This window comes from Cytobacillus sp. GQ23, assembly GCF_059758675.1.
On the sequence record NZ_JCAXER010000025.1, the window covers coordinates 57,296 to 79,941 of the forward strand.

At 41.7% G+C, this 22,646-nt stretch carries 22 protein-coding genes; 17 read left to right on the forward strand and 5 right to left on the reverse strand.

Annotated elements, in window-relative coordinates; translation table 11 throughout:
• The first annotated feature begins 172 nt into the window (after nt 1-172).
• Together AC6CHU_RS19600 and AC6CHU_RS19605 are read left to right on the forward strand one after the other, a co-directional pair.
• Complete coding sequence (locus AC6CHU_RS19600) at nt 173-1,789, forward strand: putative polysaccharide biosynthesis protein (protein ID WP_159869903.1); 1,617 nt, start codon at nt 173-175, stop codon at nt 1,787-1,789.
• A gap of 472 nt (nt 1,790-2,261) precedes the next feature.
• Entirely contained in the window at nt 2,262-2,981 is a 720-nt protein-coding gene (locus tag AC6CHU_RS19605) for a pseudouridine synthase (RefSeq protein WP_251284604.1), read from the forward strand.
• A 65-nt stretch (nt 2,982-3,046) separates the two neighbouring features.
• Here the strand turns inward: AC6CHU_RS19605 and AC6CHU_RS19610 are convergent, their stop codons facing one another.
• Nucleotides 3,047-3,268 (reverse strand): DeoR family transcriptional regulator, encoded by a 222-nt coding sequence (locus AC6CHU_RS19610; protein WP_026041817.1) that lies wholly within the window; start codon nt 3,266-3,268, stop codon nt 3,047-3,049.
• A gap of 453 nt (nt 3,269-3,721) precedes the next feature.
• Here AC6CHU_RS19610 and AC6CHU_RS19615 point away from each other — a divergent pair, with 453 nt between their 5' ends.
• The 5 genes from AC6CHU_RS19615 (at nt 3,722) to dat (ending at nt 9,457) form a co-directional block, all read left to right on the forward strand.
• Nucleotides 3,722-4,996, forward strand: a complete 1,275-nt coding sequence (locus AC6CHU_RS19615) for a M48 family metallopeptidase (RefSeq protein ID WP_251283900.1) — start codon at nt 3,722-3,724, stop codon at nt 4,994-4,996.
• Nucleotides 4,997-5,102: 106 nt separating this feature from the next.
• Complete coding sequence (locus AC6CHU_RS19620; protein WP_159871704.1) at nt 5,103-5,816, forward strand: ABC transporter ATP-binding protein; 714 nt, start codon at nt 5,103-5,105, stop codon at nt 5,814-5,816.
• On the forward strand, nt 5,809-6,987 hold the full coding sequence (locus AC6CHU_RS19625) for an ABC transporter permease (RefSeq protein WP_159871701.1): 1,179 nt from the start codon (nt 5,809-5,811) through the stop codon (nt 6,985-6,987). The genes AC6CHU_RS19620 and AC6CHU_RS19625 overlap by 8 nt, the downstream gene beginning before the upstream one ends.
• 97 nt (nt 6,988-7,084) lie before the next feature.
• Nucleotides 7,085-8,503 carry a dipeptidase PepV gene (gene pepV, locus AC6CHU_RS19630; RefSeq protein ID WP_498122623.1) on the forward strand — a complete coding sequence of 473 codons (1,419 nt, stop codon included), beginning with the start codon at nt 7,085-7,087 and terminating at the stop codon, nt 8,501-8,503.
• An 84-nt stretch (nt 8,504-8,587) separates the two neighbouring features.
• On the forward strand, nt 8,588-9,457 hold the full coding sequence (dat, locus tag AC6CHU_RS19635; RefSeq protein ID WP_498122624.1) for a D-amino-acid transaminase: 870 nt from the start codon (nt 8,588-8,590) through the stop codon (nt 9,455-9,457).
• 49 nt (nt 9,458-9,506) lie between these two features.
• Here the strand turns inward: dat and cysK are convergent, their stop codons facing one another.
• Nucleotides 9,507-10,439 (reverse strand): cysteine synthase A, encoded by a 933-nt coding sequence (gene cysK, locus AC6CHU_RS19640; protein ID WP_159871692.1) that lies wholly within the window; start codon nt 10,437-10,439, stop codon nt 9,507-9,509.
• Between the two features lie 264 nt (nt 10,440-10,703).
• Between cysK and thpR the strand changes: the two genes are divergently transcribed.
• The 5 genes from thpR (at nt 10,704) to AC6CHU_RS19665 (ending at nt 16,798) form a co-directional block, all read left to right on the forward strand.
• Nucleotides 10,704-11,282 carry an RNA 2',3'-cyclic phosphodiesterase gene (gene thpR / locus AC6CHU_RS19645; protein ID WP_159871689.1) on the forward strand — a complete coding sequence of 193 codons (579 nt, stop codon included), beginning with the start codon at nt 10,704-10,706 and terminating at the stop codon, nt 11,280-11,282.
• 127 nt (nt 11,283-11,409) lie between these two features.
• Complete coding sequence (locus AC6CHU_RS19650) at nt 11,410-12,387, forward strand: nuclease-related domain-containing protein (protein ID WP_159871686.1); 978 nt, start codon at nt 11,410-11,412, stop codon at nt 12,385-12,387.
• Nucleotides 12,377-13,345: a diacylglycerol/lipid kinase family protein gene (locus AC6CHU_RS19655; RefSeq protein WP_159871683.1), complete on the forward strand. Its 969-nt coding sequence runs from the start codon at nt 12,377-12,379 to the stop codon at nt 13,343-13,345. The genes AC6CHU_RS19650 and AC6CHU_RS19655 overlap by 11 nt, the downstream gene beginning before the upstream one ends.
• 65 nt (nt 13,346-13,410) lie before the next feature.
• Entirely contained in the window at nt 13,411-15,561 is a 2,151-nt protein-coding gene (pulA, locus tag AC6CHU_RS19660; RefSeq protein ID WP_498122625.1) for a type I pullulanase, read from the forward strand.
• Nucleotides 15,562-16,024: 463 nt separating this feature from the next.
• The gene (locus tag AC6CHU_RS19665) at nt 16,025-16,798 is read left to right on the forward strand and encodes a phosphotransferase family protein (RefSeq protein ID WP_159871677.1); all 774 of its coding nucleotides are present in this window, start codon (nt 16,025-16,027) and stop codon (nt 16,796-16,798) included.
• A gap of 3 nt (nt 16,799-16,801) precedes the next feature.
• On the opposite strand, the gene AC6CHU_RS19670 is transcribed toward AC6CHU_RS19665, so the two are convergent.
• Nucleotides 16,802-17,080 carry a YtzH-like family protein gene (locus AC6CHU_RS19670; protein ID WP_159871674.1) on the reverse strand — a complete coding sequence of 93 codons (279 nt, stop codon included), beginning with the start codon at nt 17,078-17,080 and terminating at the stop codon, nt 16,802-16,804.
• A 226-nt stretch (nt 17,081-17,306) separates the two neighbouring features.
• Here AC6CHU_RS19670 and trmB point away from each other — a divergent pair, with 226 nt between their 5' ends.
• The gene (gene trmB / locus AC6CHU_RS19675; RefSeq protein ID WP_159871671.1) at nt 17,307-17,945 is read left to right on the forward strand and encodes a tRNA (guanosine(46)-N7)-methyltransferase TrmB; all 639 of its coding nucleotides are present in this window, start codon (nt 17,307-17,309) and stop codon (nt 17,943-17,945) included.
• Between the two features lie 141 nt (nt 17,946-18,086).
• Nucleotides 18,087-18,929: a YtnP family quorum-quenching lactonase gene (locus tag AC6CHU_RS19680; protein WP_498122626.1), complete on the forward strand. Its 843-nt coding sequence runs from the start codon at nt 18,087-18,089 to the stop codon at nt 18,927-18,929.
• Between the two features lie 183 nt (nt 18,930-19,112).
• On the opposite strand, the gene AC6CHU_RS19685 is transcribed toward AC6CHU_RS19680, so the two are convergent.
• Nucleotides 19,113-19,427, reverse strand: coding sequence for a PepSY domain-containing protein (locus tag AC6CHU_RS19685; protein WP_159870862.1), 315 nt, complete (start codon nt 19,425-19,427; stop codon nt 19,113-19,115).
• A gap of 220 nt (nt 19,428-19,647) precedes the next feature.
• On the opposite strand from AC6CHU_RS19685, the gene AC6CHU_RS19690 reads away from it, so the two are divergent.
• Together AC6CHU_RS19690 and AC6CHU_RS19695 are read left to right on the forward strand one after the other, a co-directional pair.
• Complete coding sequence (locus AC6CHU_RS19690) at nt 19,648-20,721, forward strand: M42 family metallopeptidase (protein ID WP_498122627.1); 1,074 nt, start codon at nt 19,648-19,650, stop codon at nt 20,719-20,721.
• A gap of 53 nt (nt 20,722-20,774) precedes the next feature.
• Nucleotides 20,775-21,287: a DUF84 family protein gene (locus AC6CHU_RS19695; protein WP_498122628.1), complete on the forward strand. Its 513-nt coding sequence runs from the start codon at nt 20,775-20,777 to the stop codon at nt 21,285-21,287.
• 218 nt (nt 21,288-21,505) lie between these two features.
• Here the strand turns inward: AC6CHU_RS19695 and AC6CHU_RS19700 are convergent, their stop codons facing one another.
• Entirely contained in the window at nt 21,506-21,952 is a 447-nt protein-coding gene (locus AC6CHU_RS19700; protein ID WP_159870871.1) for a YtoQ family protein, read from the reverse strand.
• Between the two features lie 161 nt (nt 21,953-22,113).
• Between AC6CHU_RS19700 and AC6CHU_RS19705 the strand changes: the two genes are divergently transcribed.
• Nucleotides 22,114-22,617: a hypothetical protein gene (locus AC6CHU_RS19705; protein WP_159870874.1), complete on the forward strand. Its 504-nt coding sequence runs from the start codon at nt 22,114-22,116 to the stop codon at nt 22,615-22,617.
• Nucleotides 22,618-22,646: the final 29 nt, after the last annotated feature.

The following is a 22,646-nucleotide window of genomic DNA, read 5'->3' on the forward strand; positions in this document are numbered from 1 at the left end:
AAGTCGATAAATGTCTAGCTCCAGCGCCTGACCCCTCGAGGCAGGATACTTGTCTTTTCCTCACCATTTAGGACAATCCTCTATGGAAAGGCAAATACGCCTTTCCGTGAGGACGTCCAGTGCTTGGCAGGGTGAACAAGGCGCTTCCGCATTTCATAAAGGAAGGGATTATATGTCATCTAAGCTTTTAAAGGGAACCTTCATCCTTACACTTGGCACCATTATCTCGAAGGTTCTTGGTTTGTTTTATGTTATTCCTTTTTATCAGATAGTCGGGAAGGAAGGAACAGCCCTATACTCCTTTTCGTATACACCTTATACAATCTTTATCAGTATCGCAACTGCGGGTGTTCCGCTGGCAGTTTCAAAGTTTATATCTAAATATAATGCAATAGAGGAGTATGCTGTTGGAAGAAAGCTGTTCAAGTCAGGTTTGGTAATTATGACGGCGAGCGGAATCGTTTCTTTCCTGCTTCTGTTCTTCCTTGCTCCTGCAGTTGCCGAAATGACGCTGTCTGGGGAAAATGTGGAGGTAAGTGTTGAAGATGTAACAACGGTAATCAGAGCAGTATCCTTTGCCCTGATTATTATCCCCTTCATGAGTCTGATCAGAGGGTTCTTCCAGGGACATCAGTCTATGGGTCCAACTGCTGTTTCCCAGGTGGTGGAGCAGATTGTCCGCATCTTATTTGTGCTTGCAGGTGCATATGTTGTCTTAAATGTGATGGATGGGTCACTCACTGCAGCAATCAGTGTCGCCACCTTTGCCGCTTTTATCGGCGGACTTGGAAGCCTCGGGGTGCTATTCTGGTATTGGTATAAACGCAAGCCGCATTTGGATAAAATGCTTGAAGAAGATAAAGGAACCGTGGACATCTCTCTCAAAGACATCTATAAAGAAATCATTCTTTATGCTGCACCGTTTGTGTTTGTTGGCCTTGCTAATCCGCTCTTTCAGTTTATTGATCAGATTACATTTAAAAGAGCGATGGACGCTATTGGGGAAGCCGGCCATGCTGTAGCGGCATTTTCTGTCCTGAACTTCGAGACCCATAAGCTGGTCATCATACCTGTCTCACTTGCCACAGCCTTTTCACTGACGCTTGTGCCGAGTGTGACTAAAGCATTTATGGAAGAAGACCGAGAAGACTTAAACCGCCAGCTGAACCAGACGTTCCAGGTGCTTTTGTTTCTGACTCTGCCTGCCGTGGCAGGCTTGTCTCTGCTTGCAGAGCCCGTTTTTACCCTATTCTATGAGCATAAAGATTTGGGGACTGAAGTGTTGAGAACGTATGCACCAGTGGCCATTCTCTTTGCTTATTTTTCGGTAACTGCAGCCATTTTGCAGGGAATCAATGAACAGCGTTTCACAATCTTGAGTTTACTGACTGGTCTCCTCGTAAAGCTGTCATTGAATATTCCGCTCATAAAACTATTTGAAACACAGGGTGCCGTATTTGCCACCGCGCTGGGCTATATTGCGGCGATCTTAATTAATCTTTATGTAATAAAAACATATGCAAAATATCCATTCAAGCTTGTCTTAAGACGAGGAATGCTGATTGTTTTATTTACTGCATGCATGTATATTGCTGCAGGAGTGGTTTATAAAATCACAACTGCCTTTTTATCGCCGGCAGCCAACCTTCAGGCAGCCATCATTGTCGTCATTTGCGCAGCAGCAGGTGCGGGAGTCTATTTCTACCTGAGCTTCCGAACAAAATTAATCTATCTGCTGTTCGGTTCAAGGGTCGATAGATTGCTGAAGAAATTAAGACTGAAAGTATAACAAAGTTCGCTGCTATTTGTATTAGCTGCGAGATTCTCGAAAATGCATGCGCATTTTCTTCGTGCGGTGTGTACTCAAAGAAGCCTATGCAACGTCCGGCAGGATTAGGGAAAGGTACCCCGCAGACGCACAGCGTCGAGGAGGCTCAGCGCCCGCCCCGCGGAAAGGGAGCAACCCTTCACTGCAATCAACGGACAACATTTATAAGCGAAAAACAACAATATATACGAAAAGAGCCTAAAAAAATAGAAGGTCTCCATGATGGGGGCCTTTTTAATAGAATGTTTAGCCTATCTACAATGCACTGTGTTAAATGGAACCCGAGGTTTGATCCCTGAAAATGCAGGAAGATTTCTTCGAAAGCCCCCTGGTACTCCCCGGAAAACAAGTGCTGCCGTGCAGAAATAATCGAATTTAAGGAATTTAAAACGCTACATTAAACTAAACCAGGCAGATTAATGGGAGGGTCATTATGAGAATAGACAAAATGCTCGCTAATCTCGGCTATGGAAGCCGCAAGGATGTAAAAAAGCTGCTAAAGGATGGGGCAGTAACCGTTAATGATGAGAAAGTAAAAGATCCAAAACATCATGTGGATCCGGAGCAGGATGCCGTTGTCGTCAACGGTGAAAAAGTTGAATACAAGGAATTTATTTATTTGATGATGAACAAACCGCCTGGGGTCATTTCCGCAACCGAGGACTCACAATGTGAGACCGTAGTAGACCTGCTTGAAATGGAAGACCTAGTGTTTTCTCCCTTTCCGGTAGGGCGCCTCGATAAGGATACTGAGGGGCTTTTGCTGCTGACAAATGATGGGCAGCTGGCCCATCGCCTGCTTTCTCCCAAAAAGCATGTCCCAAAGACCTATTTTGCAGTCATAGACAGTGAGGTTGCAGATGAGGATATAGCTGCATTTCAAAAAGGCGTTATATTGGATGATGGCTATGAAACAAAGCCTGGGAAATTAAAAATTCTAAAGTCCGGCATCACCTCCGATATAGAATTAACTATAACTGAAGGAAAGTTTCATCAAGTGAAAAGGATGTTTGAAGCTGTTGGAAAAAAAGTCATTTACCTAAAAAGACTTTCCATGGGCCCGCTCGAGCTGGATGAGACCTTGGAATTGGGAGAATATCGGGAATTGACGGAAGAAGAGCTTGATAAGCTGATGAATTATGAAGTGGGATAAGACAGAAAAATCGCCCTGACAGCAGGGCGATTTTTTTATTTATTGGGCAGTTTTTGCTTTGAGTATTAAGATGACATCTTTACTTTCTTTTGAGTAATAGTCCATTTGCCTCTGCTCGGACTCTTAACCAAGTCATTGTAGGCGAGGACATTTAAATCTCTTTGAATGGTGCGAGGAGTAATACCAAATTCCTCTACAAGCTCCTGAGTTGTTACAGTTCCGCGCTTACTTATAAACATGTAGACGGATTTTACACGGTTTAACATCCGGTTAGTTGAAGGTTTCAAAAAACCACTCCCTATCCTTTTTTCAAACCCCATGGCAATTTCCTGCAACCGACAGCTACATTGAAGGTTAGCCTTCAAACGTATGTAGTTTTCTCTTCCCCAGACAACTCCTTTATACTCTAGTTTTAGTCAAGATGTCATACCTCTGACTATATTGTAACGCTATTATCTGATAATTTCTACTTTAAGGCTAAAATTTTACAAAATATTTATAATGGTGCTTGTTTTTGTAGTCTTTACGTTCCCCTCCTTTTTAATGTATGTTTAATTCCCTAAATTACTGCAGTTAAACTTCGATGAGAAAAGGCATTATTACTATACCTTATGGCAGAAGGGGCTTGTAATATGTACAGAAAATTCAAAATATCCTCAAGGAATTTCCCTATATCCTATAATTTGTTTTTTGATTATAATCAATTGGTGTATTCAAAAGATTGAAGGGAAGAAAATTTTATGGAAGCTCACTCGCTGAGAGATCGTCTGGTATACCCGAAGGAAAATATTTATTTTGCATTAGTTGCTTTATTTAGTATTGTGTCTTATATTTTTCTCGCATTTTCTATTATTGGGATTGTTATTATTTTGACGCTGATCCTTGTATCACTCCTATTCCATGGTATTATGATGGGCGGCATCAGAAGAAACGGAGTAAGAATAGGTGAAAAACAGTTTCCGGAGATTTACAAAAAAGCAGTTTTGACTGCAGAGGAAATGGGTTTAAAGGATCTGCCGGATATATACGTAATTGAATCTGAAGGAGTCTTAAATGCCTTTGCCACCAGGTTCTTTAGAAGAAATATGGTTGTTTTATATTCTGGTATTTTTGAGTTGGCTGCTAGGGGAGCTGAAAAGGAAGTAATGTTTGTCCTGGCCCATGAGTTCGCTCATTTAAGAAGAAAACATGTTATCATAAGTCTCCTGCTGCTTCCTGCTATGTGGATTCCATTCCTGGGGAATGCGTACCTGAGGGCATGCGAGTATACATGTGATCGTTATGCTGCCTATTATATAAAATCTTTTGAAGCATCAAGGGATGCTTTAACTATGCTTGCCATTGGAAAAGACCTTTATCCTAAGGTCAATCAGCAGGCATATATGGAGCAGCTTCAAACTGAATCTGGATTTTTTGTCTGGCTGAATGAAAAATTATCCACTCATCCGCACTTGCCAAAAAGAATATATGCCCTATCGAAGTTTTTTGCCAATGAATCTACTGTTGAATTAAAAGAACCGAAGGGCAAAGTCTGGATGGGAGCGGCAGTGTCAGTCCTATCTTTGACGATCCTATCTGCAGGACTCTGGTTTGGGTTTAAAGCGCTTGAAAAGATGGATTTATGGACTGAAGCCGTTATGGGCATTGAAGGTGCTACGGCACTAATGAACGCAGCGAGTGAAAATGATATTGACATGATATACACATTATTAGCTGATGGTGCAAATATTGAAGAAACGGATGCAGACGGGACTACTGCATTACATTGGGCTGTTTCCTATGGCCAGTATGACAGCGCTGCTCTTCTGCTGGAGAATGGGGCAAACCCTAATGTGATGGATAACTATCAAACCTCTCCTTTAATGAGCGCAGTATTTAATGAGGATATTGAAATGACTATGCTGCTGCTGGAGTTTGGTGCTGATCCTGCTGTGAAAGATGCAGAGGGCTATACAGCCTATGACTACGCAAAAGACTATGAAAATATAGAATTAATGAACATCCTCCAGCCATAAGATAACTGCTCCATTTAGGGGCAGTTTTATTAATATCTTTTAGAATATCGGAATAAGAGCAAACTTTTTCCGATAATATCCGTATGTATAGGCAGGAGGAGAGGAAATGAACTTATTAAACGTTGAAATTGCATCGGCAGGCTATGAAAATGAAAAACCGATCATACATAATATTCGATTTGATTTACAGGAAGGGGAACTAATCGGTCTTATCGGGCCAAACGGTGCAGGAAAAAGCACAACAATTAAAACCATTCTTGGATTGCTGGAACATAAAAAGGGAGCAGTGGAGTTTAAACAGGGAGTTAAATATTCCTATATTCCGGAACGACCTGTTTTTTATGATGAACTGACATTGTGGGAACACCTGGATTTTACTGCAGCAGTGGAGGGGCTGCCGCAATCACTTTATAAGAAAAAAGCAGAGGAGCTGTTAAAGGAGTATCATCTGTCTGATCACGCCCACAAGTTTCCTGGGACCTATTCAAAAGGAATGCAGCAAAAGGCTATGCTGATTCTTGCGATGATTGCCAATCCGGATATCTATATCATTGATGAGCCATTTATTGGGCTAGACCCTAATGCAATGAAACTGTTCCTGGAATCTATTGACCGGGAAAGGCAGAGAGGCGCAGGGATTCTCATGTCCACTCATGTTCTGGATACGGCAGAGAAAGTATGCAGCCGCTTTTTAATTGTGCATGAAGGGCAGTTGAAGGCTGCAGGTACATTAGCTGAGATCAGGGAGCAATGCGGCCTTTTGGATGGTTCGCTGTATGATTGCTTTCACAGCATCGCAGAGGGGGCAAGCCATGAATAGTAGATCGCTCTTTGCAGGAAGGTTAATTCAAAGCTGGAAGTATCAGGCTGGAATATTCCGTTCTATTGCAGATTGGACTATCATGGTCTATCTCATCGTTCCGGGGACTGTCATATTTGGAATGATCTATCGCTCCTGGTGGCTGGAAACTCCGGAATGGATCGCAGGCCTGCCATTGCTCCTTCTTTACTATCTATTCTATATTTCTTCATGGATGGGGAATTTCCGTCCATTTGTATTAGAGGCTGATAAGGTATTTCTGGTAAAAAGTAAGCCCCTCTTTATGGGAATGAGGAAGTGGGGTTTTGTTTACTCACTATTTTTTCAAGCAATGGGCACAGCAATAATGATTGCTATTTTTCTTCCTTTTTTAAAAAATAGATACTTTTTGGAATGGAGCCAAATTGTTACCCTGCTGCTCTTTTTCATCTCTCTGAAATGGTCTATTATGATAGCTTCTTATTTTTTGAAAAAGATTAATGGGAAGTTAAAAAGGTATGTGATCAGTTTTGTGCTGTTTGTACTGTTGAGCTGGTTCAGCCAGCTCGTATATTCGCTTTGGTCTATCGGTGCAGACTTTCCGGTAATCATCGCATCAGCAGTGCTGCTTTCCGGCACATTTCTAAAAGCTTCCCCGCTTCTGAAAAAAATCCCGGCCTTAGAATTTGAGGTTATGCTTGAACAAGAAGAAAAAACAAAGTATATAAAATGGATTTTTATGATGGCTCCTGAAATGGAAAAGCCAGTTGTGTCAATGCGGACAAAACCCCTATTATTCAGAAACTCCAGACGGATCTTTATTAAGAGAACACCTATAACGGGACTGGCGGAATTATTCTTAAAGATATTTCTGCGAAATCCCTCGTATATTCTCAGTTATTTTCAAATCATATCCGTAAGTGCTGCCGGCATTCTTCTTATACCGCCTTTATGGATAAAAATGATTGTATCAGGTGTCTTTCTTTTCCTGATGTATTCCTGGCTCTCCCTTACCTGGGATAAGGCCATTATGTCCCATCCCTTAACGAAAAAATACAGTGAAAAGGATTTTTACTTTACTGCGCGAAATAGAACAGTCTTAGCCCTTTTCCTCCTCGCCCTTTTACTTTTAGGAATGTTTTTAAGCGCCTCAATGCTCATCTTGGCAAGGTTCAGCTTTCTTGGTGCATAATATATGTATGTATTTTAAAACAGTCCCCTAAGCAAACGGCGGACAAAATGGGTTATAATGGGGAAATCATAAATGTTCAAGATAAGGAGGCAACTGCATGAACGTATTGGATTGGCAAAAAGAGGTTAATAAGAGAAAAGATGATTTAATTAAGGATACTCAAAAACTTTTGAGAATTAAAAGCCTGCTGGATGAAGAGAATGCAACAGAAGATGCTCCTCTTGGCGAAGGTGTAAAAGAAGCGCTCGATTTCATGCTTGCACTCGGTGAAAAGGATGGATTTAAAGCAAAAAATGTCGGCAGCCTGGCTGGTCATCTGGAATTTGGCGAAGGTGAGGAAATTGTTGGAGTACTTTGTCACGTTGATGTGGTTCCGGAAGGGGATGGATGGACCAGCGAACCATTTGGTGCAGAAATTCGCGATGGAAAGATCTATGCCAGAGGGGCGATTGACGACAAAGGCCCTACAATGGCTGCTTATTATGCCATGAAGATTGTAAAGGAATTAGAGCTGCCATTAAGCAAACGGGTCCGAATGATTATCGGGACAGATGAAGAAAGTGACTGGCGCTGTGTGGAGCATTATTTCAAACACGAAGAAATGCCTTCAATGGGTTTTGCTCCGGATGCAGATTTCCCAATTATCTATGCTGAAAAAGGCATCTCTGATTTTGATCTTGTCCAAACCGGCAATAACGAAGAATCAGATAGAGAAGTATTGGCTGAGGTTGTGCATTTTGAGGCAGGAAGAAGATACAACATGGTTCCTGATTTTGCAAAGGCCATTCTTGTGGTTCACCTTGAACATACTGAAGTGGTGCAAAGATATATAAATTTCTTAAAAAGTACAGAGCTTGAAGGCAAGTATTACATAGATAATGGCGAACTGATCCTGGAACTTCAAGGTATTTCCGCTCATGGAATGGAACCGGATAATGGAAAAAATGCCGGCATACTGATGGCGTCATTCCTGGCTTCCCTTCAGCTGGATGAGAAGGCATGCCAATATTTTCAGTTTGTATCACACTATTTATGCGATGATTCCAGAGGTAGAAAGCTTGGCATCGCCTGCACGGATGACATTACCGGTGACTTAACCATCAATGTAGGCAAACTTTCTTATACGACAGAAAATGGCGGCCGTTTAGGATTTAATGTACGTTATCCTGTCACAAATAACATGGATGATACGAAAGAAAAACTTCTGTCATTGATCGAAAAAGAACATTTCACATTAGAGAATTTCTCTGATAGCAAACCGCATCATGTGGAAGAAGATGATTTTCTTATACAGACCCTGAAAAAAGTGTATGAGCAGCAGATCGGCGAAAAGGCTGAGCTACTATCAATTGGCGGGGGCACATATGCGCGTTCCCTGAAGTCTGGAGTGGCATTTGACCCGCTCTTCCCAGGCAGGGAAGACGTCGCCCATCAAAAAGATGAATATATGTTTATTGAGGATTTAATGAAAGCTGCAGCCATTTATGCACAGGCGATTTATGAACTTGCGAAATAACATTGAAACCTGATATGATGGCTGAAAGATTTTACATACAGCTATCAGATAGACTAATAATTCATAAACAGGGAGTGTCGGGAAATGGAATATGTCATTTTGAATGGTGACTTGATCGCACGCTCAGAAGCGAAAGTCGACATTGAGGATCGTGGATATCAGTTTGGGGACGGCGTCTATGAAGTAATCCGCATCTATAACGGAAATATGTTTACAGCGGATGAGCATCTTGAAAGGCTGTTGGAGAGTGGAAAGAAAATAGAGCTGAATATTCCTTATTCCAAGGACCAGCTTAAACAAATGCTTATTGAGATGATAGAGAAGAATAACCTCGAACTGGGAATTGTATATATGCAATTTTCAAGAGGGACATCTCCAAGAAACCATGCGTATCCTGGTGCAGATGTTGCACCGGTGCTTACCGCCTATACCCGTGAGACCAATAGGCCTGTTGAATCAATGAGTAAAGGCGTTAAAGCCATTCTGATTGAAGATATCCGCTGGCTGCGATGTGATATAAAGAGCCTGAATTTGCTGGGCAACATCATGGCGAAGCAAAAAGCCGCACAATCGGGCTGCTTTGAAGCGATTCAGCACCGCGGGAATACAGTGACAGAGGGAAGCTCTTCCAATATAGCCATTGTAAAGGATGGAACACTTTATACGCATCCCGCAACAAATCTGATCCTGAATGGCATTACCCGCCGCAAGATCAATGAGATCTGCGGGGTGAATGGAATCCCGCTTAAAGAAATGGCTTTTACAAAGGAAGAATTGCTGGCAGCCGATGAAGTCTTTATGTCCAGTACGTCAGCTGAAATCACTCCGATTATCGAGATTGAAGGAAAGATGATTGGAAATGGAAGTCCGGGTCACATCACAACTAAATTACAGGATCTTTTTGAAGAGGCAATTGAAAATCAATGCGGAAGCTTGGCAGTTAAAATAAAATAGTTTAAAACGAAGACCCCTGGATAGCAATCCAAGGGGTCTTTTACTTTACTTATTCAAACTGAAACAGATCGCTCGAAAGATATCTTTCTCCTGTGTCGCAAACGATGAATACGACAACATCATCCGGTTTGAGCCTTTTTGCAACCTGGATGGCGGCATAGCAGGCACCTCCTGAGGATGGGCCGACTAATATTCCTTCTTCACTTGCCATTCTGCGTGTAATATCATATGCATCTTCATCTTTGATTTGATGGATTTCATCATAAACATCTGTATTGAGAATTTCCGGCACAAATCCTGGACTTGTGCCGACCAGCTTGTGCCTGCCAGGCTTTCCGCCGGATAGGACAGGCGAGCCTTTTGGCTCCACTACATGCACTTCCAACTCTGGATAATTCTCTTTTAAAACTTCACCTGTACCGGTAATCGTTCCTCCCGTACCTGCCGTAGCCACAAAGGCAGACAGCGGTTTGCCGATTTCCTTCATAGCCTCAATAATTTCGATAGCAGTTGAATGGCGGTGGGCATCTGGGTTTGCGCTATTTTCAAATTGCATCGGCACAAAGCTGTTTGGAATTTCCTCAGCCAGTTCATTTGCTTTATTAATAGCACCGGGCATTTTATCATCTCCAGGAGTCAGGACAACTTCTGCTCCATATGCCTTCAATAGGTTGATCCGCTCAGCCGTCATAGTATCAGGCATTACCAGAATGGCCTTATAGCCGCGGGCTGCTGCATTCATTGCCAGTCCGATGCCGGTGTTCCCGCTTGTTGGTTCAATAATGGTTGCACCTGGTTTTAATTTTCCTGCTTTCTCCGCTTCGACAATCATATTATATGCAGCGCGGTCTTTAACACTGCGGCTTGGATTGTAGAATTCAAGCTTTGCATAAATACTTGCGCCGTTTTCAGGTGCCAATTTATTTAATTTCACAAGCGGAGTATCTCCAATTAAGTCCGCTAGGTTGTTGACAACTTTCATCTGACTCTCCCTTTCGAATATGAGTTTATATTTAACTAGGAAGTTTAATATAAAGAACTTTTGTTATTTTATGTCCATCTGTTTAATTTCATCCTGATAAAGGAAATCTATATCTATCCGTAATATATCCATCATACTAAAACAGACTATTCCAATCAAATCAAAAGGAATTATAGGAATCCGATAATTATAGGACAGACAGAAATTATCTGCCAATTTTAACAGATGTTTGTTAAAATAAATGGAAATATGGAGGAGAATCAAGTGTCCAAACAAATGAATGCTCATTTTTTCTTTGCGTTGAAATTGCCGGATGAAACAAAGGAAAATCTGAAGGAATATATGGAAAATATAAGTCTCCAACTGCCTTTTAGCCGCTGGGTCCATCATGAGGATTATCATATTACTTTAGCATTCCTTGGATCTGCCCCCGAAGAAAAACTGCAGAAAGCAGCCGGGCTTATCGCGGATTCCATCAGAAACGAGAAAAGTTTTCCGCTGTATATCAGCAAACTTGGCGTATTTGGAAAACAAGACGCGCCAAGAATTTTCTGGTGTGGAACACAGCAGGACAAACACCTTCAAGAATTAAGGTCGAAGGTATATTCTGCATGTCAGAAAGCGGGCTTTGAGCTGGAGACAAGACCGTTTAAGCCTCATATCACCATGGCAAGAAAATGGGCCGGCACAGGTCCATTTCAGCAAAGTCTTCTCGATGCTGCCAATCCTTTTAAAAGCGGGCACCTCGAGTTTGAGGCTTCAGAAGTTGTCCTTTACCAGACCCATCTGGATAAATCGCCGAAATATGAAAGCATTGCCATCTTTCCGCTTCTGCCGGAATAAAATAAAGCATGCAGTGAATGAAAATTGGCTAGGGGAATCTTTTTAAGAGATTCATAAAACGTAATTACGGGCAAAGTTATAAGGCCATAAGAGATAGAAAGTTATTTATGAAAGCAGGGCTAGGAGAATGGGACAGTTAATAAAATTGCAGGATTATGTATCACGTTACCAGCAGGATATTTATGTATATCCTTCCCGTTTTGTCAGGCTGAAAAAACAGCAGTGGGATAAATGGCATAAAGCATGGGAAGCAAATGAATCCTACCAGTCTCAATTCACACAGCATTATCCATCCGGCACAGCGGACTGGGCGGATGAAGAAAAAGAGCCGCTGATGGAAAAGCTAAAGGGATTATTAAAACGGGGCAGGAATGAAGATGATGAGGAATATGATGCTTCTGGAATTGAAGGAAAGAAGGCAGAAGATGCACTTGAATTTGAAGCCTCCTTTGCTGTACGTCCCGAAACAATTGAGAATCTGAAACACCAGTTCCTGGACCAGCTTTATCGGTTCCAGCTGAAATGGGCATCCTCCACACTAACAGAAAAATCATTTCCCGATAAGCAATACTATTATGATGAAAACCTAAAGTATTTTTTGCAAAGATATCCGGATACGTATCTTGTCATGTATAATCCGATCTTTTTATTGAAAAAGGCTCCGGTTGAAACAGAAACCATTGTCATAAGCCCGACAGAGGTATGGTGCATCAGTTTTTTAGAGCAGGAAGATTCGGCAGTATTCACAGGTTCAAAGGATAGGTTCTGGATAAAAAGGGGAAAAGGGGAAGAAAAAAAAGTCCTGAATCCGCTGCTTGCATTAAATAGAACAGAAAAAATCATCCGTAAAATATTTGAAATTCAATCTATTGAATTGCCTGTTAAAAAAGCTGTACTCACCCGGAATGGCTATATTGATTATCCGGCTGCACCGATAGATGTGCAGCTGATAGAAAAAAGGACCTATAATCAATGGTTTCAGGCAATAAGAAGTCAGCGTTCCCCCCTCAAACATGCTCAATTAAAAGGAGCACAGGCACTGCTGCAATATTGCCAGACTTCATCAGTTAAAAGACTTGAGTGGGAGAATCGGGATGAGTCATGAAAAGTTCCCCGGGGATAAAGCGCTTATCTTCATTATTAACCCGCAGGCTAAAAATGGTTATTGCCTGAAAGTCTGGGGAAAAGTTGAGCAGATGCTGAAAGAGGAAAATATCTATTACTCTGCATACAGAACAGAATATCGCGGCCATGCCAGGGAATTGGCAAAGATTTATGCCGAACAGGCAGGCGGGCAAAAAATGTATCTTGTTGCGGTGGGCGGAGATGGAACGGTTCATGAGGTGATAAATGGAGCTTTAGGGCATCAAAATGTGAGTGTAGGGTTTATACCAGGAGGGTCCGGGAATGATTTCTCGAGGGGGTTTAATATACCGAAAGACCCAAAGGAATCTTTAGCCGCAATACTTAAGGGAATAAGCCATTCCGTGAAGGCTGATATCGGAATGATTAGACACATAGATGGGAAAAAAACATATTTTATTAATAATATGGGTGCAGGGTTTGATGCGCTGATTTCCCGGAAAGTAAACAGTTCAAAGATAAAGGGTATCTTGAATCAGTTTTCTCTGGGCAAATTTGTATATGCTCTCTTTCTTGTTAAAGAGCTATTTTTCTATAAATGCGCTGATCTTGAAATCTTCATAGACGGAAAAAAACATGAAATTAGGGCAGCCTGGTTTGTCACTATTTCTAATCAGCCCTTCTATGGAGGCGGTATGAAGATTTCTCCGGATGCAAACCCTTATGATGGAATTCTAAATGTTACGGTAGTTCACAATATATCCAGAATCAAACTTTTGTTTGTATTTGCCTCTGTCTTCAAGGGGAGGCATTTAGGGTTTAAAGAAGTTGCAGTTATGCAGGGGAAAGATATCTGCATTCACTCTTCTCACTCCATCCCTGCCCACGCAGATGGCGAGGCTCTGGGCAGCACACCGATTTCAGCATCTGTTTGCCCGGAAGCCATTCCAGTAATTAGAGGATGTGTTAAAGAAATGTGATGATTTTTTTAGGAGAGAGCTGCTCTTAAATTACCGTTCGATTATGTAAAGGAGCTGAGTTCGGAATGATAACAATTGAACGGACTTTTAATGCATACCTTGACGAAATGCACATCATAACGATCATACTTCCTTTCAGCTATCATCAGGGACGTTCTTCCGGTTTCTCTCTCCTTTTAGAAAATGAGGAAGAGTTTCCTGTAGAAATATTGAAAAGCACCCCTATTGAGGGCGCTGTTAAATATATATGCAGAATAAGCCATGATGTGGAATTCGGAAAACAATATTGGATAGTGGATGAATATGGCGGAAAAACAGATCTGCAAATCGGAGCGGTAATCCGGAGAAGTGAGTTTGATGAGAAGTTCTATTTTGACGGACCGCTTGGTATATCATACACCAAAGAAAAGACACACTTTAGGCTCTGGGCTCCTACAGCCGTAAAGGTAAAGCTGAAGTTAAAAAGAGCATTGGAGGAGGAAGCAGAGCTTTTTCCGATGGCAAGAGGTGAGCGGGGAGTCTGGAGCTGTGAAGTAACCGGTGACCTCGATCGTTTTCTTTACTCTTTCCTGGCTTGTATTAACCTGGAGTGGAAAGAAGCAGTAGATCCATATGCAGTCTCTTCGGCTATGAATGGAGAATATGGAGCTGTCGTCAATCTGGAAAATACAAAAATTAAGAAGCCGGAGCTTCCGCCGCTTCATCAGCCGACAGATGCTATCATATATGAAACCCATATTAGGGATTTTACCATTCATCCCGGGAGCGGGGTAAAGCAAAAAGGCCTTTATCTGGGAGCAGGCGAGACAAACACTGTTGGCAGTGACGGGGAGCTGACATGCCTGTCATATGTTAAGCGGCTTGGTGTAACACATATTGAGTTTCTGCCTGTCCATGACTTTGAAGGTGTGAACGAAAAAAGTCCAAAAGAAGAATATAACTGGGGTTATAATCCTCTCCATTTTAATGTCCCGGAAGGAAGTTATTCTGCTGATCCCCATGATCCCTATTCACGGATCAGAGAATTGAAAGCAATGATCCAGGCTGTTCATTCCCAGGGACTCAGAATCATAATGGACGTAGTGTACAATCATGTATATATCCGTGAACAATCTTCTTTTGAAAAAATTGTCCCGGGTTATTTCTTCCGGCATGATCAATATGGAATGCCCTCAAATGGCACAGGAGTTGGTAATGACTTTGCTTCTGAGCGCCTGATGGCCAGGAAATTTATTGTTGATTCCATCTCATATTGGATGAAGGAATATCAAGTTGATGGATTCAGGTTTGATTTGATGGGTATACTTGATGTCGAAACAATGAATGAAGTTCGCAGAATTGCGGAATCCATCGACCCTTCTGTCATTATCATTGGAGAAGGATGGGATCTAAATACCCCTATACCGGAAGAACAGAAAGCAAGCATCCGCAATCAGGAAAAGCTGCCGGGAATCGGCCAATTCAATGACTGGTTCAGAGATTCCATCAAAGGCAGCACGTTTAATATATATGATAAAGGATACGCGCTAGGGAATGACCATTACTATGATGCGGCAAAGCAGGTATTGGCCGGCAGCATTGGTCTCGAAAAGAAAGAGAAAGGCATCTTCCTTTCCCCATCGCAATCAGTAAATTATGTGGAATCCCACGATAATCATACTTTATGGGATAAAATCCTGGTTTGTTCGGAAAATGCAGATCCGGTTACACAGCAAAAAAAGCACCGCCTGGCAACCGTAATGGTACTCCTTTCACAAGGAATTCCATTTTTGCATAGCGGGCAGGAATTTTTTCGGACCAAAGATGGGAACGGAAACAGCTACCGGGCTCCAGACTCAATCAATCAGCTGGACTGGGAGAGGAAATCACGTTATTTCAGCAATGTGGAGTATATTAAAGGGATGATCAGCATTAGAAGGTCAATTCCTCTTTTCAGGCTTGACGATGCAGATTTAATCCGGAGATCCATGAGGTACATCGATATTAAAAAGCCGCTGATTGGTTATGTCTTAACCAGCAGTGAGCAAAATGCCGGGTGCAGCCATGTAGCTGTTATTATTAATCCTTCAGGCACGGAAGAGGAAATCTTGCTTCCGGAAGGGGATTGGGACCTTATTGCGGATGAACATACCGCCGGCATATCCACCATACGCAAGATAAGCAACCGTTTGGCAGTGCCGCCAATAAGTTCATATGTACTGGTTTGCAGGAAATAGAAGAAGCCTGACAAGCATACAGGCATTCTTTTTTTCTGCAAACATTCCCCTTAAATAGAAAATAATGATGTAAAGACCGGTAAAATCATCATTTTTCCCGGTGATATTCCGTAAACCTAAATAGATAGACTTGACGAAAAAAGCCAGTAAGAATAAAATTTATAAAGATGGCTATTGTGAGGAACTTACATCAATAGCTCTTTTTTTATTTTAAGTTCCCAATTTATGGCTGATTTAATATTTGTCTGATTACCTTGTGCGGTATATGCACTTTACTTGATTAACCTGATAAACAGCTAATATTTGCGAACACGCATTATAGTCAATTAATAAAATTTATCGTTACAAAGCAACGGCCTTTTTACCGGCCATGGCAAAATAAGTCTTGCTACAGAAAACAGGGCTTATTTTTCAACTCTAGCTATTTTACAACCAATGGCTTATAAATTGCAGGTGAACAATTTTGGAACATTTATTTGGACATGACTGGGAGATTGTTCCCGCCGGAGGGGCGACAGGGGAAGCTTTTTATGCAAAGAACGATGAGCAGAGGCTTTTTCTGAAAAGAAACTCTTCTCCTTTCCTGGCGGTTCTATCTGCGGAAGGAATCGTCCCGAAACTTATCTGGACAAAAAGAATGGAAAATGGGGACGTTATTACTGCTCAGCAATGGCTTAATGGACGGGAGCTGAAAGCTTCTGACATGAACCGGGAAAGTGTGGCAAAGCTTTTGAGGAAAATCCATTCTTCAAAGCCGTTGCTTGGTATGCTGACAAGAATGGGGAAGTCGCCGCTGCAGCCCGAAACTCTTCTGCATTTAATTGAGGAAGAACTGGATTGTGACTTGAAGGAACAAGCTGCTGTTATTCAGTCTGTCAATTTCCTGAAAAAAGAAGTTTCGCATATCCGCTGTGAAGAAAATACGGTTTGTCACTGCGATGTGAATCATAACAACTGGCTGCTTGCGGAAAACAACCAGCTGTACCTAATTGATTGGGATGGAGCCGTGATAGCAGATCCCGCCATCGATTTGGGGATGCTGCTGTACTGGTATATTCCAAAAGAAGAATGGCCTAATTGGCTTGAACGTTATGGCATTCAATTGACAGATGATTTGCTTCTCCGCATGAAATGGTATGTGATTGCACAGACTTTGACATCAATCCAATGGCATAAAAATAAATTCAGATTCCAGGAAATGGACAAGTGGCTTTCCTACCTGGATGAGCTTCTTTGAGATTTATGAAAATTGATCAATTTCCTGTACCCATTGTGATAAATCATTCTGATGGGATTCAATGTGAGTATCCAAGTGGGAAGAATTGATCCCGTGCTGACTGTATTCATAAATTTCTTCTAATACTGTCTTTACGTTCTGATTAATGTTTCCGTTTATCATTAATGATTTTACCAGGCGTTCCAATTGTTCACATTCTGAAATCGAGCCACAGCAATCTGTCTGATGATTGCTTAAAATATCTTTTAATAAATTTAATTGATCCTGGTGTCCAAGCGGCATGAAAAACACCCTTTCTATTGAATCTGAAAATAAAAGCAAATGGAATTCACTTTTAGGTTGTGGATTCCTTTTTTATTTATTCATGGGCGCCATGTAATTTAAGTGTTTGAATGTCATTGGGTTAAACTACAAACAAAGGATGAAGCTGTGTCCCTAAAAATAAAGTTGCATCACCGGGATGAGCATGATATTGTTTGAACGATATTAATTTTTTAGGAGTGTCAATATGCGACAGCGAAATAAACCTTGGGCGAAGGATAAATTAGCCGAATATCCTCAATATGTAATTTCCGAACCTGAAAAATATAAAGGAAAGTGGAAAGAAGCATTTGAAAAAGATCAGCCACTTCATATAGAAATTGGGACAGGCAAAGGCCGTTTTATAACTGGTATGGCAAAAGCAAATCCGGATATCAATTATATTGGAATCGAACTGGCTGAAAGCGTGATTGTTTCCGCCCTGGATCGAATCATTGAGGAGGAGCTTCCAAATGTAAAGCTCCTGAATGTGAACGCAAATGATCTTCGGGATTACTTTGAAAAAGGCGAAGTCAATCGTGTCTACCTCAATTTTTCAGATCCATGGCCAAAGAAGCGTCATGCAAAACGCAGGCTGACATCTAGAAGCTTCCTGGAGATCTATGAAGATGTTCTTGTGGATAAAGGAGAAATTCATTTTAAAACTGATAACCAGGGGTTGTTTGAATCTTCTCTTATGAGTTTTTCCGATTATGGCATGCTGCTGACATATGTGAGCCTTGACCTTCACAATAGTGATTATGAAGGTAACATCATGACTGAATATGAAGAAAAGTTCTCATTAAAGGGAAGCCGTATTTTCCGTTGTGAAGTGCAATACAGATAATCTTAGTCTATCCATATGGATAGGCTTTTTTTGTTCAGCAATAAATAGTTTAAATATTTCTATAAGTAAGCGCTTAAATGGTATGATGTGATAAAGGGAAAGCGAGCGCTTGCTCGGTAAAATCAAGAGGAGGAGACAATAATGGAGACATTGAAGTTAAAGAATATCAAGCTGTCCTGGCTTCGCGGCGGTGTTACATATCTTGACGGGGGAGCCATGTTTGGAGTGGTTCCGAAGCCTTTGTGGTCAAAAAGGTATCCCTGCAATGAAAATAACCAGATCGAACTCAGAACAGATCCCATCCTTATTCAATTTGGCGGTAAAAACATTTTAGTCGAATCAGGTCTTGGAAACGGGAAACTGAATGAAAAGCAGAAGAGGAACTTTGGTGCGCTTGAAGAATCTTTTGTCGAGCAGGATTTAGCCAAGCTTGGGCTGTCTCCTGAGGATATCGATTATATTCTCATGACGCATCTGCATTTTGATCATGCATGCGGACTGACGAAACCGGCAGAAGGGAAGTTCTCTTCTGTATTTCCTAACGCGAAAATCATTGCATCACAAGTTGAATGGGAAGAAATGAGAAATCCCAATATCCGATCAAGAAATACATATTGGAAAGAAAATTGGGAGGCTATTCAGGATCAGGTGGAGGTTTTTGAAGGAGAGTGGACACTCGGCCCTGTTAAGTTGGTGCATACAGGCGGCCATAGTGATGGACACTCTATCCTCGTAATAGAAGATGAAGGTGAGACCATCATTCATATGGCTGATATTATGCCAACACATGCCCACTCAAATGTTTTATGGGTCCTCGCCTATGATGACTATCCGATGGATTCCATCAGCGCTAAGGAAAAGTGGATGGACTATGGAAAGAAAAAAAATGCATGGTTCACATTTTACCACGATGCTTTTTACAGGGCTGTCAAGTGGGATGAGGCAGGAAATATTGCCGAGAAAGTGGAAAGGCTAAAAAGCTGAAAAATCCCCATCCGGGGATTTTTTTATGCACTTTAAATGTCGTTACTTATCCAGAGCAAGCAGCCTGCCCCCTTAAGTCCTGAACTTGAGGCTCCTGTGTCAGGGAAGGCTGCGGCAGCAAAAATATCGCACGGCCAAAAGCCGAAGCTTTTAAGTGCGGGTGTTTTGGTTCCAGCACTTTTCTTAATGCAGTGGAAAGACGTCTAAAATGGTTCCTGTCTCTGCATCTGCAATGAACTCATATTGCTCTGTTTCCTCACCCGAAAATCTTGAAATGCCGCCCTTATAAACTTGATATTTTAAATGGCCCTTTTCATAAGGTTCAGCTTTCATTTGAATCCATGATCCGCTTATAGGACCTTCCTGTTTAAAGGCATTCTTTGCATTAGCTAAAGCTTTTTCCGGGGAAACAGCAGTTTTTTGTGAAAGCAATTCCCTTGCTGCGTATCCGCTGGCCAAACCAACCCCTACACCTAAAATAAAAGACTTCCAATTCATAATTGCACCTCCCCAGGCTGATGATATAGGCAGTTCGATATTATTTTTTCAGTTTTCCAAATCTATCTTACCAAAAATAGGCTGGAACTAAAATAAATAATGCATTTCGACAATCGAAATTTCCTGTCTGAAATGGTGGAAAGACGTATGAAAGTTCTGTAAAATGAGATTATACATATTTGCATATACAATCCATTGATTGAAAAAAGGAGAAGAATATATGAACGAAAAAACTTTGCAGCTTTTTAAAACATTGACAGAGTTGCCGGGGGCACCTGGAAACGAGCATTTTGTCCGGAAGTTCATGCGCGAACAAATCAGCCAGTATACAGATGAAGTTGTTCAGGATAAGCTGGGAGGCATCTTTGGAGTTAAAAGAGGCGATGAAAGCGGACCTACTGTAATGGTAGCAGGACATATGGATGAAGTAGGTTTCATGGTCACCAGCATAACAGATAATGGCATGATTCGTTTTCAGACACTGGGTGGATGGTGGAGTCAGGTATTATTGGCACAGAGAGTGCAAATTATTACTGACCATGGTCCTGTGACAGGAGTAGTCGGTTCCATTCCTCCGCATCTTTTAGATGAAGCCAAGCGCAGAAAGCCGATGGAAATAAAGAATATGCTGATTGACATTGGAGCTGATGACCGTGAAGATGCTAAAAGAATCGGCATTAAGCCCGGGCAGCAAATACTGCCGATTTGTCCATTTACACCTATGGCGAATGAAAAGAAAATTCTGGCGAAAGCATGGGATAACCGTTACGGATGCGGATTGGCTGTAGAACTTTTAGAGGAAGTCCGGAATGAAACACTTCCTAATATTCTCTATTCCGGAGCAACTGTTCAGGAAGAAGTTGGCTTAAGAGGTGCCCAGACAGCAGCGAATATGATCAATCCTGATATTTTCTTTGCATTGGATGCAAGCCCTGCCAACGATATGACAGGGGATAAAAACGAGTTCGGACACTTAGGCAAAGGAGCTCTGCTTCGGATACTGGACCGTTCAATGGTAACGCACCGGGGCATGAGGGAATTTGTTCTGGATACAGCTGAATCGCACAACATCCCATATCAATATTTCGTCTCACAGGGCGGAACCGATGCCGGAAAAGTCCATGTATCCAATGAAGGGGTACCAAGTGCAGTAATCGGCATTTGCTCCCGCTATATTCATACACATGCATCAATCGTGCATGTCGACGATTATGCTGCGGCAAAAGAATTGCTTGTTAAACTTGTAAAGTCCTGTGACCGTTCAACAGTAGAGACGATTCGTCAAAACAGTTAATCATAAGAGACAGCAGGCGCTGTCTCTTTTTCTGTCAAATGAAAGGAGAACTCATGAAAATCATTATTGGCTCAAAAAACCCTGCAAAAATTTTGGCAGTACAAGCTGCCTTTAGTGGTTATGAAGCTGACATTATGTCCGAAGATGTGCCATCAGGAGTGAACGATCAGCCGTTTTCGGATGAAGAAACGATTCAAGGGGCCATCAACAGAGCATATGGGGCACTTGACATCTCAGGTGGACAAATCGGCATTGGATTAGAGGGCGGTGTGCAGCAAACTCCATATGGGCTTTTTCTCTGTAATTGGGGAGTTCTCGCGGAGAATGGGAGACCTCCGATTATTGCAGGAGGTGCCAGGATTCCGATTCCTGAAGCTGTTGCAGAACGGCTTTTAGCTGGCGAAGAACTGGGCCCGGTAATGGATGATTATACTAAAAAGGAAAATATCCGCAAAAATGAAGGGGCTGTGGGGATTTTTACAAATGGGCAGATCGATCGTGCTGACATGTTTTCACATGTAATGAAGCTTCTTATCGGACAATATGAATATAGAAAAAGAAGTTAGCTTAGTTCCTAAGCTATTCAGTTATTGTGGTGAATTGTGATAATTATGATTGGAATCAATTTGTCGTAATCACCTGAAGAGGCGGGCACACCTTGCCCCTTGTGATGATTTTCTCTATGTTAAATATCACAATGCATGGGCACAGAACCGGGCACATCAATGATAAGTAAAGTTTGACCAAAAAAGCCTCCATTTTTTCTGGAGGCTTTTTAGTCTATCTATTCAGTTTCGAAGATGTATGACAGAACCTTCAATGCCTGGCTGACAGTTTCAACTGTAACATTTGCCTTACTTGAAAGCTCTTTGAGGGGATGGTGAAGCTCCTTTGGACGGATGAGGATCAGCGGTTTTCCAAGAGCGGCAGCTGCGCTTGCGTCCATGGCGGTGTTCCACTGCTTGTACTTTTCACCAAATAATGCAATCACCAGATCTGATTTTTGCATTAGAAGCTGTGTTCTTAGATTATTTATACTTGAAGCAGCTTCGTCCCGGAAAATGGCATCAGGCTGCTTTCCGAGAATTTCCTCCCCAATCATGTCAGAACGATCATGATTTTCCATGGGACCTGTAAAATGAACTGGGAGCTTGAGTGATTTAGCCTTCTCCTTTAACTCGCTGCGCCAATTCGAATGTATTTCACCTGCTAAATAGACTGTTATTTCCATTCTTTTTCCTCCTTTATGCAATATTCTTATATTTTAACATTTCTTCTAGTAAGTAATGCAGTGAAAAGGCTGGCAATACTGATATGAAGGCTTGTCAGACTATTAAGAAGAAATGTATGATAGGAAAGGATATGAAATCCTTGCAAGGAGGGGACAATAGAATGAGTAAAAGATTCACCGCAGCCTTGCTCTTATTTATTTCATTTATACTGCTAAGTGCCTGTTCAGCATCGTTTGAAGAAGAGCAAACCGCCGCAAAGAATGCTGCCGAGAAAGCATTTAACCAATCACCTGAAAAGACAAATCATAAGTTTGAAGATATAGAGTACTATTTGCCTTTCGGCTATGAAGTAGAAGAGGAAAGCCCCAATAACATTATTCTAAAAAACGGCTCGAAGCGATATATTCTTTTTTACAATCAGCATGAAGGTCCGGAAAGCAAGGTTGTCCTTGATGCGACGCTTAAGCAGAAAGATAAATACGAAGTTAAGGAGACATTTACGAAGGATGGACATAATGGCTTCCTATTAATCAACAAGGGAAAAAAGGATGAACATGAATTGGTCGTCGGGATTGGCGGCGTAAAATTATCAACACAGGCTAAGAGCAGAAACTTATCCTCTGACGCCGCTGCGATGATGGAAATAGCTAATTCTGTTAAATAAATAACTAAAGCGAAGGACGATGTCCTTCG

Bases quoted from the DNA above. Each gene is read 5' to 3' on its own strand.
- AC6CHU_RS19600 (WP_159869903.1), top strand. From the start codon at position 173: ATGTCATCTAAGCTTTTAAAGGGAACCTTCATCCTTACACTTGGCACC.
- AC6CHU_RS19605 (WP_251284604.1), top strand. From the start codon at position 2,262: ATGAGAATAGACAAAATGCTCGCTAATCTCGGCTATGGAAGCCGCAAG.
- AC6CHU_RS19615 (WP_251283900.1), top strand. From the start codon at position 3,722: ATGGAAGCTCACTCGCTGAGAGATCGTCTGGTATACCCGAAGGAAAAT.
- AC6CHU_RS19620 (WP_159871704.1), top strand. From the start codon at position 5,103: ATGAACTTATTAAACGTTGAAATTGCATCGGCAGGCTATGAAAATGAA.
- AC6CHU_RS19625 (WP_159871701.1), top strand. From the start codon at position 5,809: ATGAATAGTAGATCGCTCTTTGCAGGAAGGTTAATTCAAAGCTGGAAG.
- pepV (WP_498122623.1), top strand. From the start codon at position 7,085: ATGAACGTATTGGATTGGCAAAAAGAGGTTAATAAGAGAAAAGATGAT.
- dat (WP_498122624.1), top strand. From the start codon at position 8,588: ATGGAATATGTCATTTTGAATGGTGACTTGATCGCACGCTCAGAAGCG.
- cysK (WP_159871692.1), bottom strand. From the start codon at position 10,439: ATGAAAGTTGTCAACAACCTAGCGGACTTAATTGGAGATACTCCGCTT.
- AC6CHU_RS19650 (WP_159871686.1), top strand. From the start codon at position 11,410: ATGGGACAGTTAATAAAATTGCAGGATTATGTATCACGTTACCAGCAG.
- AC6CHU_RS19655 (WP_159871683.1), top strand. From the start codon at position 12,377: ATGAGTCATGAAAAGTTCCCCGGGGATAAAGCGCTTATCTTCATTATT.
- pulA (WP_498122625.1), top strand. From the start codon at position 13,411: ATGATAACAATTGAACGGACTTTTAATGCATACCTTGACGAAATGCAC.
- AC6CHU_RS19670 (WP_159871674.1), bottom strand. From the start codon at position 17,080: ATGCCGCTTGGACACCAGGATCAATTAAATTTATTAAAAGATATTTTA.
- trmB (WP_159871671.1), top strand. From the start codon at position 17,307: ATGCGACAGCGAAATAAACCTTGGGCGAAGGATAAATTAGCCGAATAT.
- AC6CHU_RS19680 (WP_498122626.1), top strand. From the start codon at position 18,087: ATGGAGACATTGAAGTTAAAGAATATCAAGCTGTCCTGGCTTCGCGGC.
- AC6CHU_RS19685 (WP_159870862.1), bottom strand. From the start codon at position 19,427: ATGAATTGGAAGTCTTTTATTTTAGGTGTAGGGGTTGGTTTGGCCAGC.
- AC6CHU_RS19690 (WP_498122627.1), top strand. From the start codon at position 19,648: ATGAACGAAAAAACTTTGCAGCTTTTTAAAACATTGACAGAGTTGCCG.
- AC6CHU_RS19695 (WP_498122628.1), top strand. From the start codon at position 20,775: ATGAAAATCATTATTGGCTCAAAAAACCCTGCAAAAATTTTGGCAGTA.
- AC6CHU_RS19700 (WP_159870871.1), bottom strand. From the start codon at position 21,952: ATGGAAATAACAGTCTATTTAGCAGGTGAAATACATTCGAATTGGCGC.
- AC6CHU_RS19705 (WP_159870874.1), top strand. From the start codon at position 22,114: ATGAGTAAAAGATTCACCGCAGCCTTGCTCTTATTTATTTCATTTATA.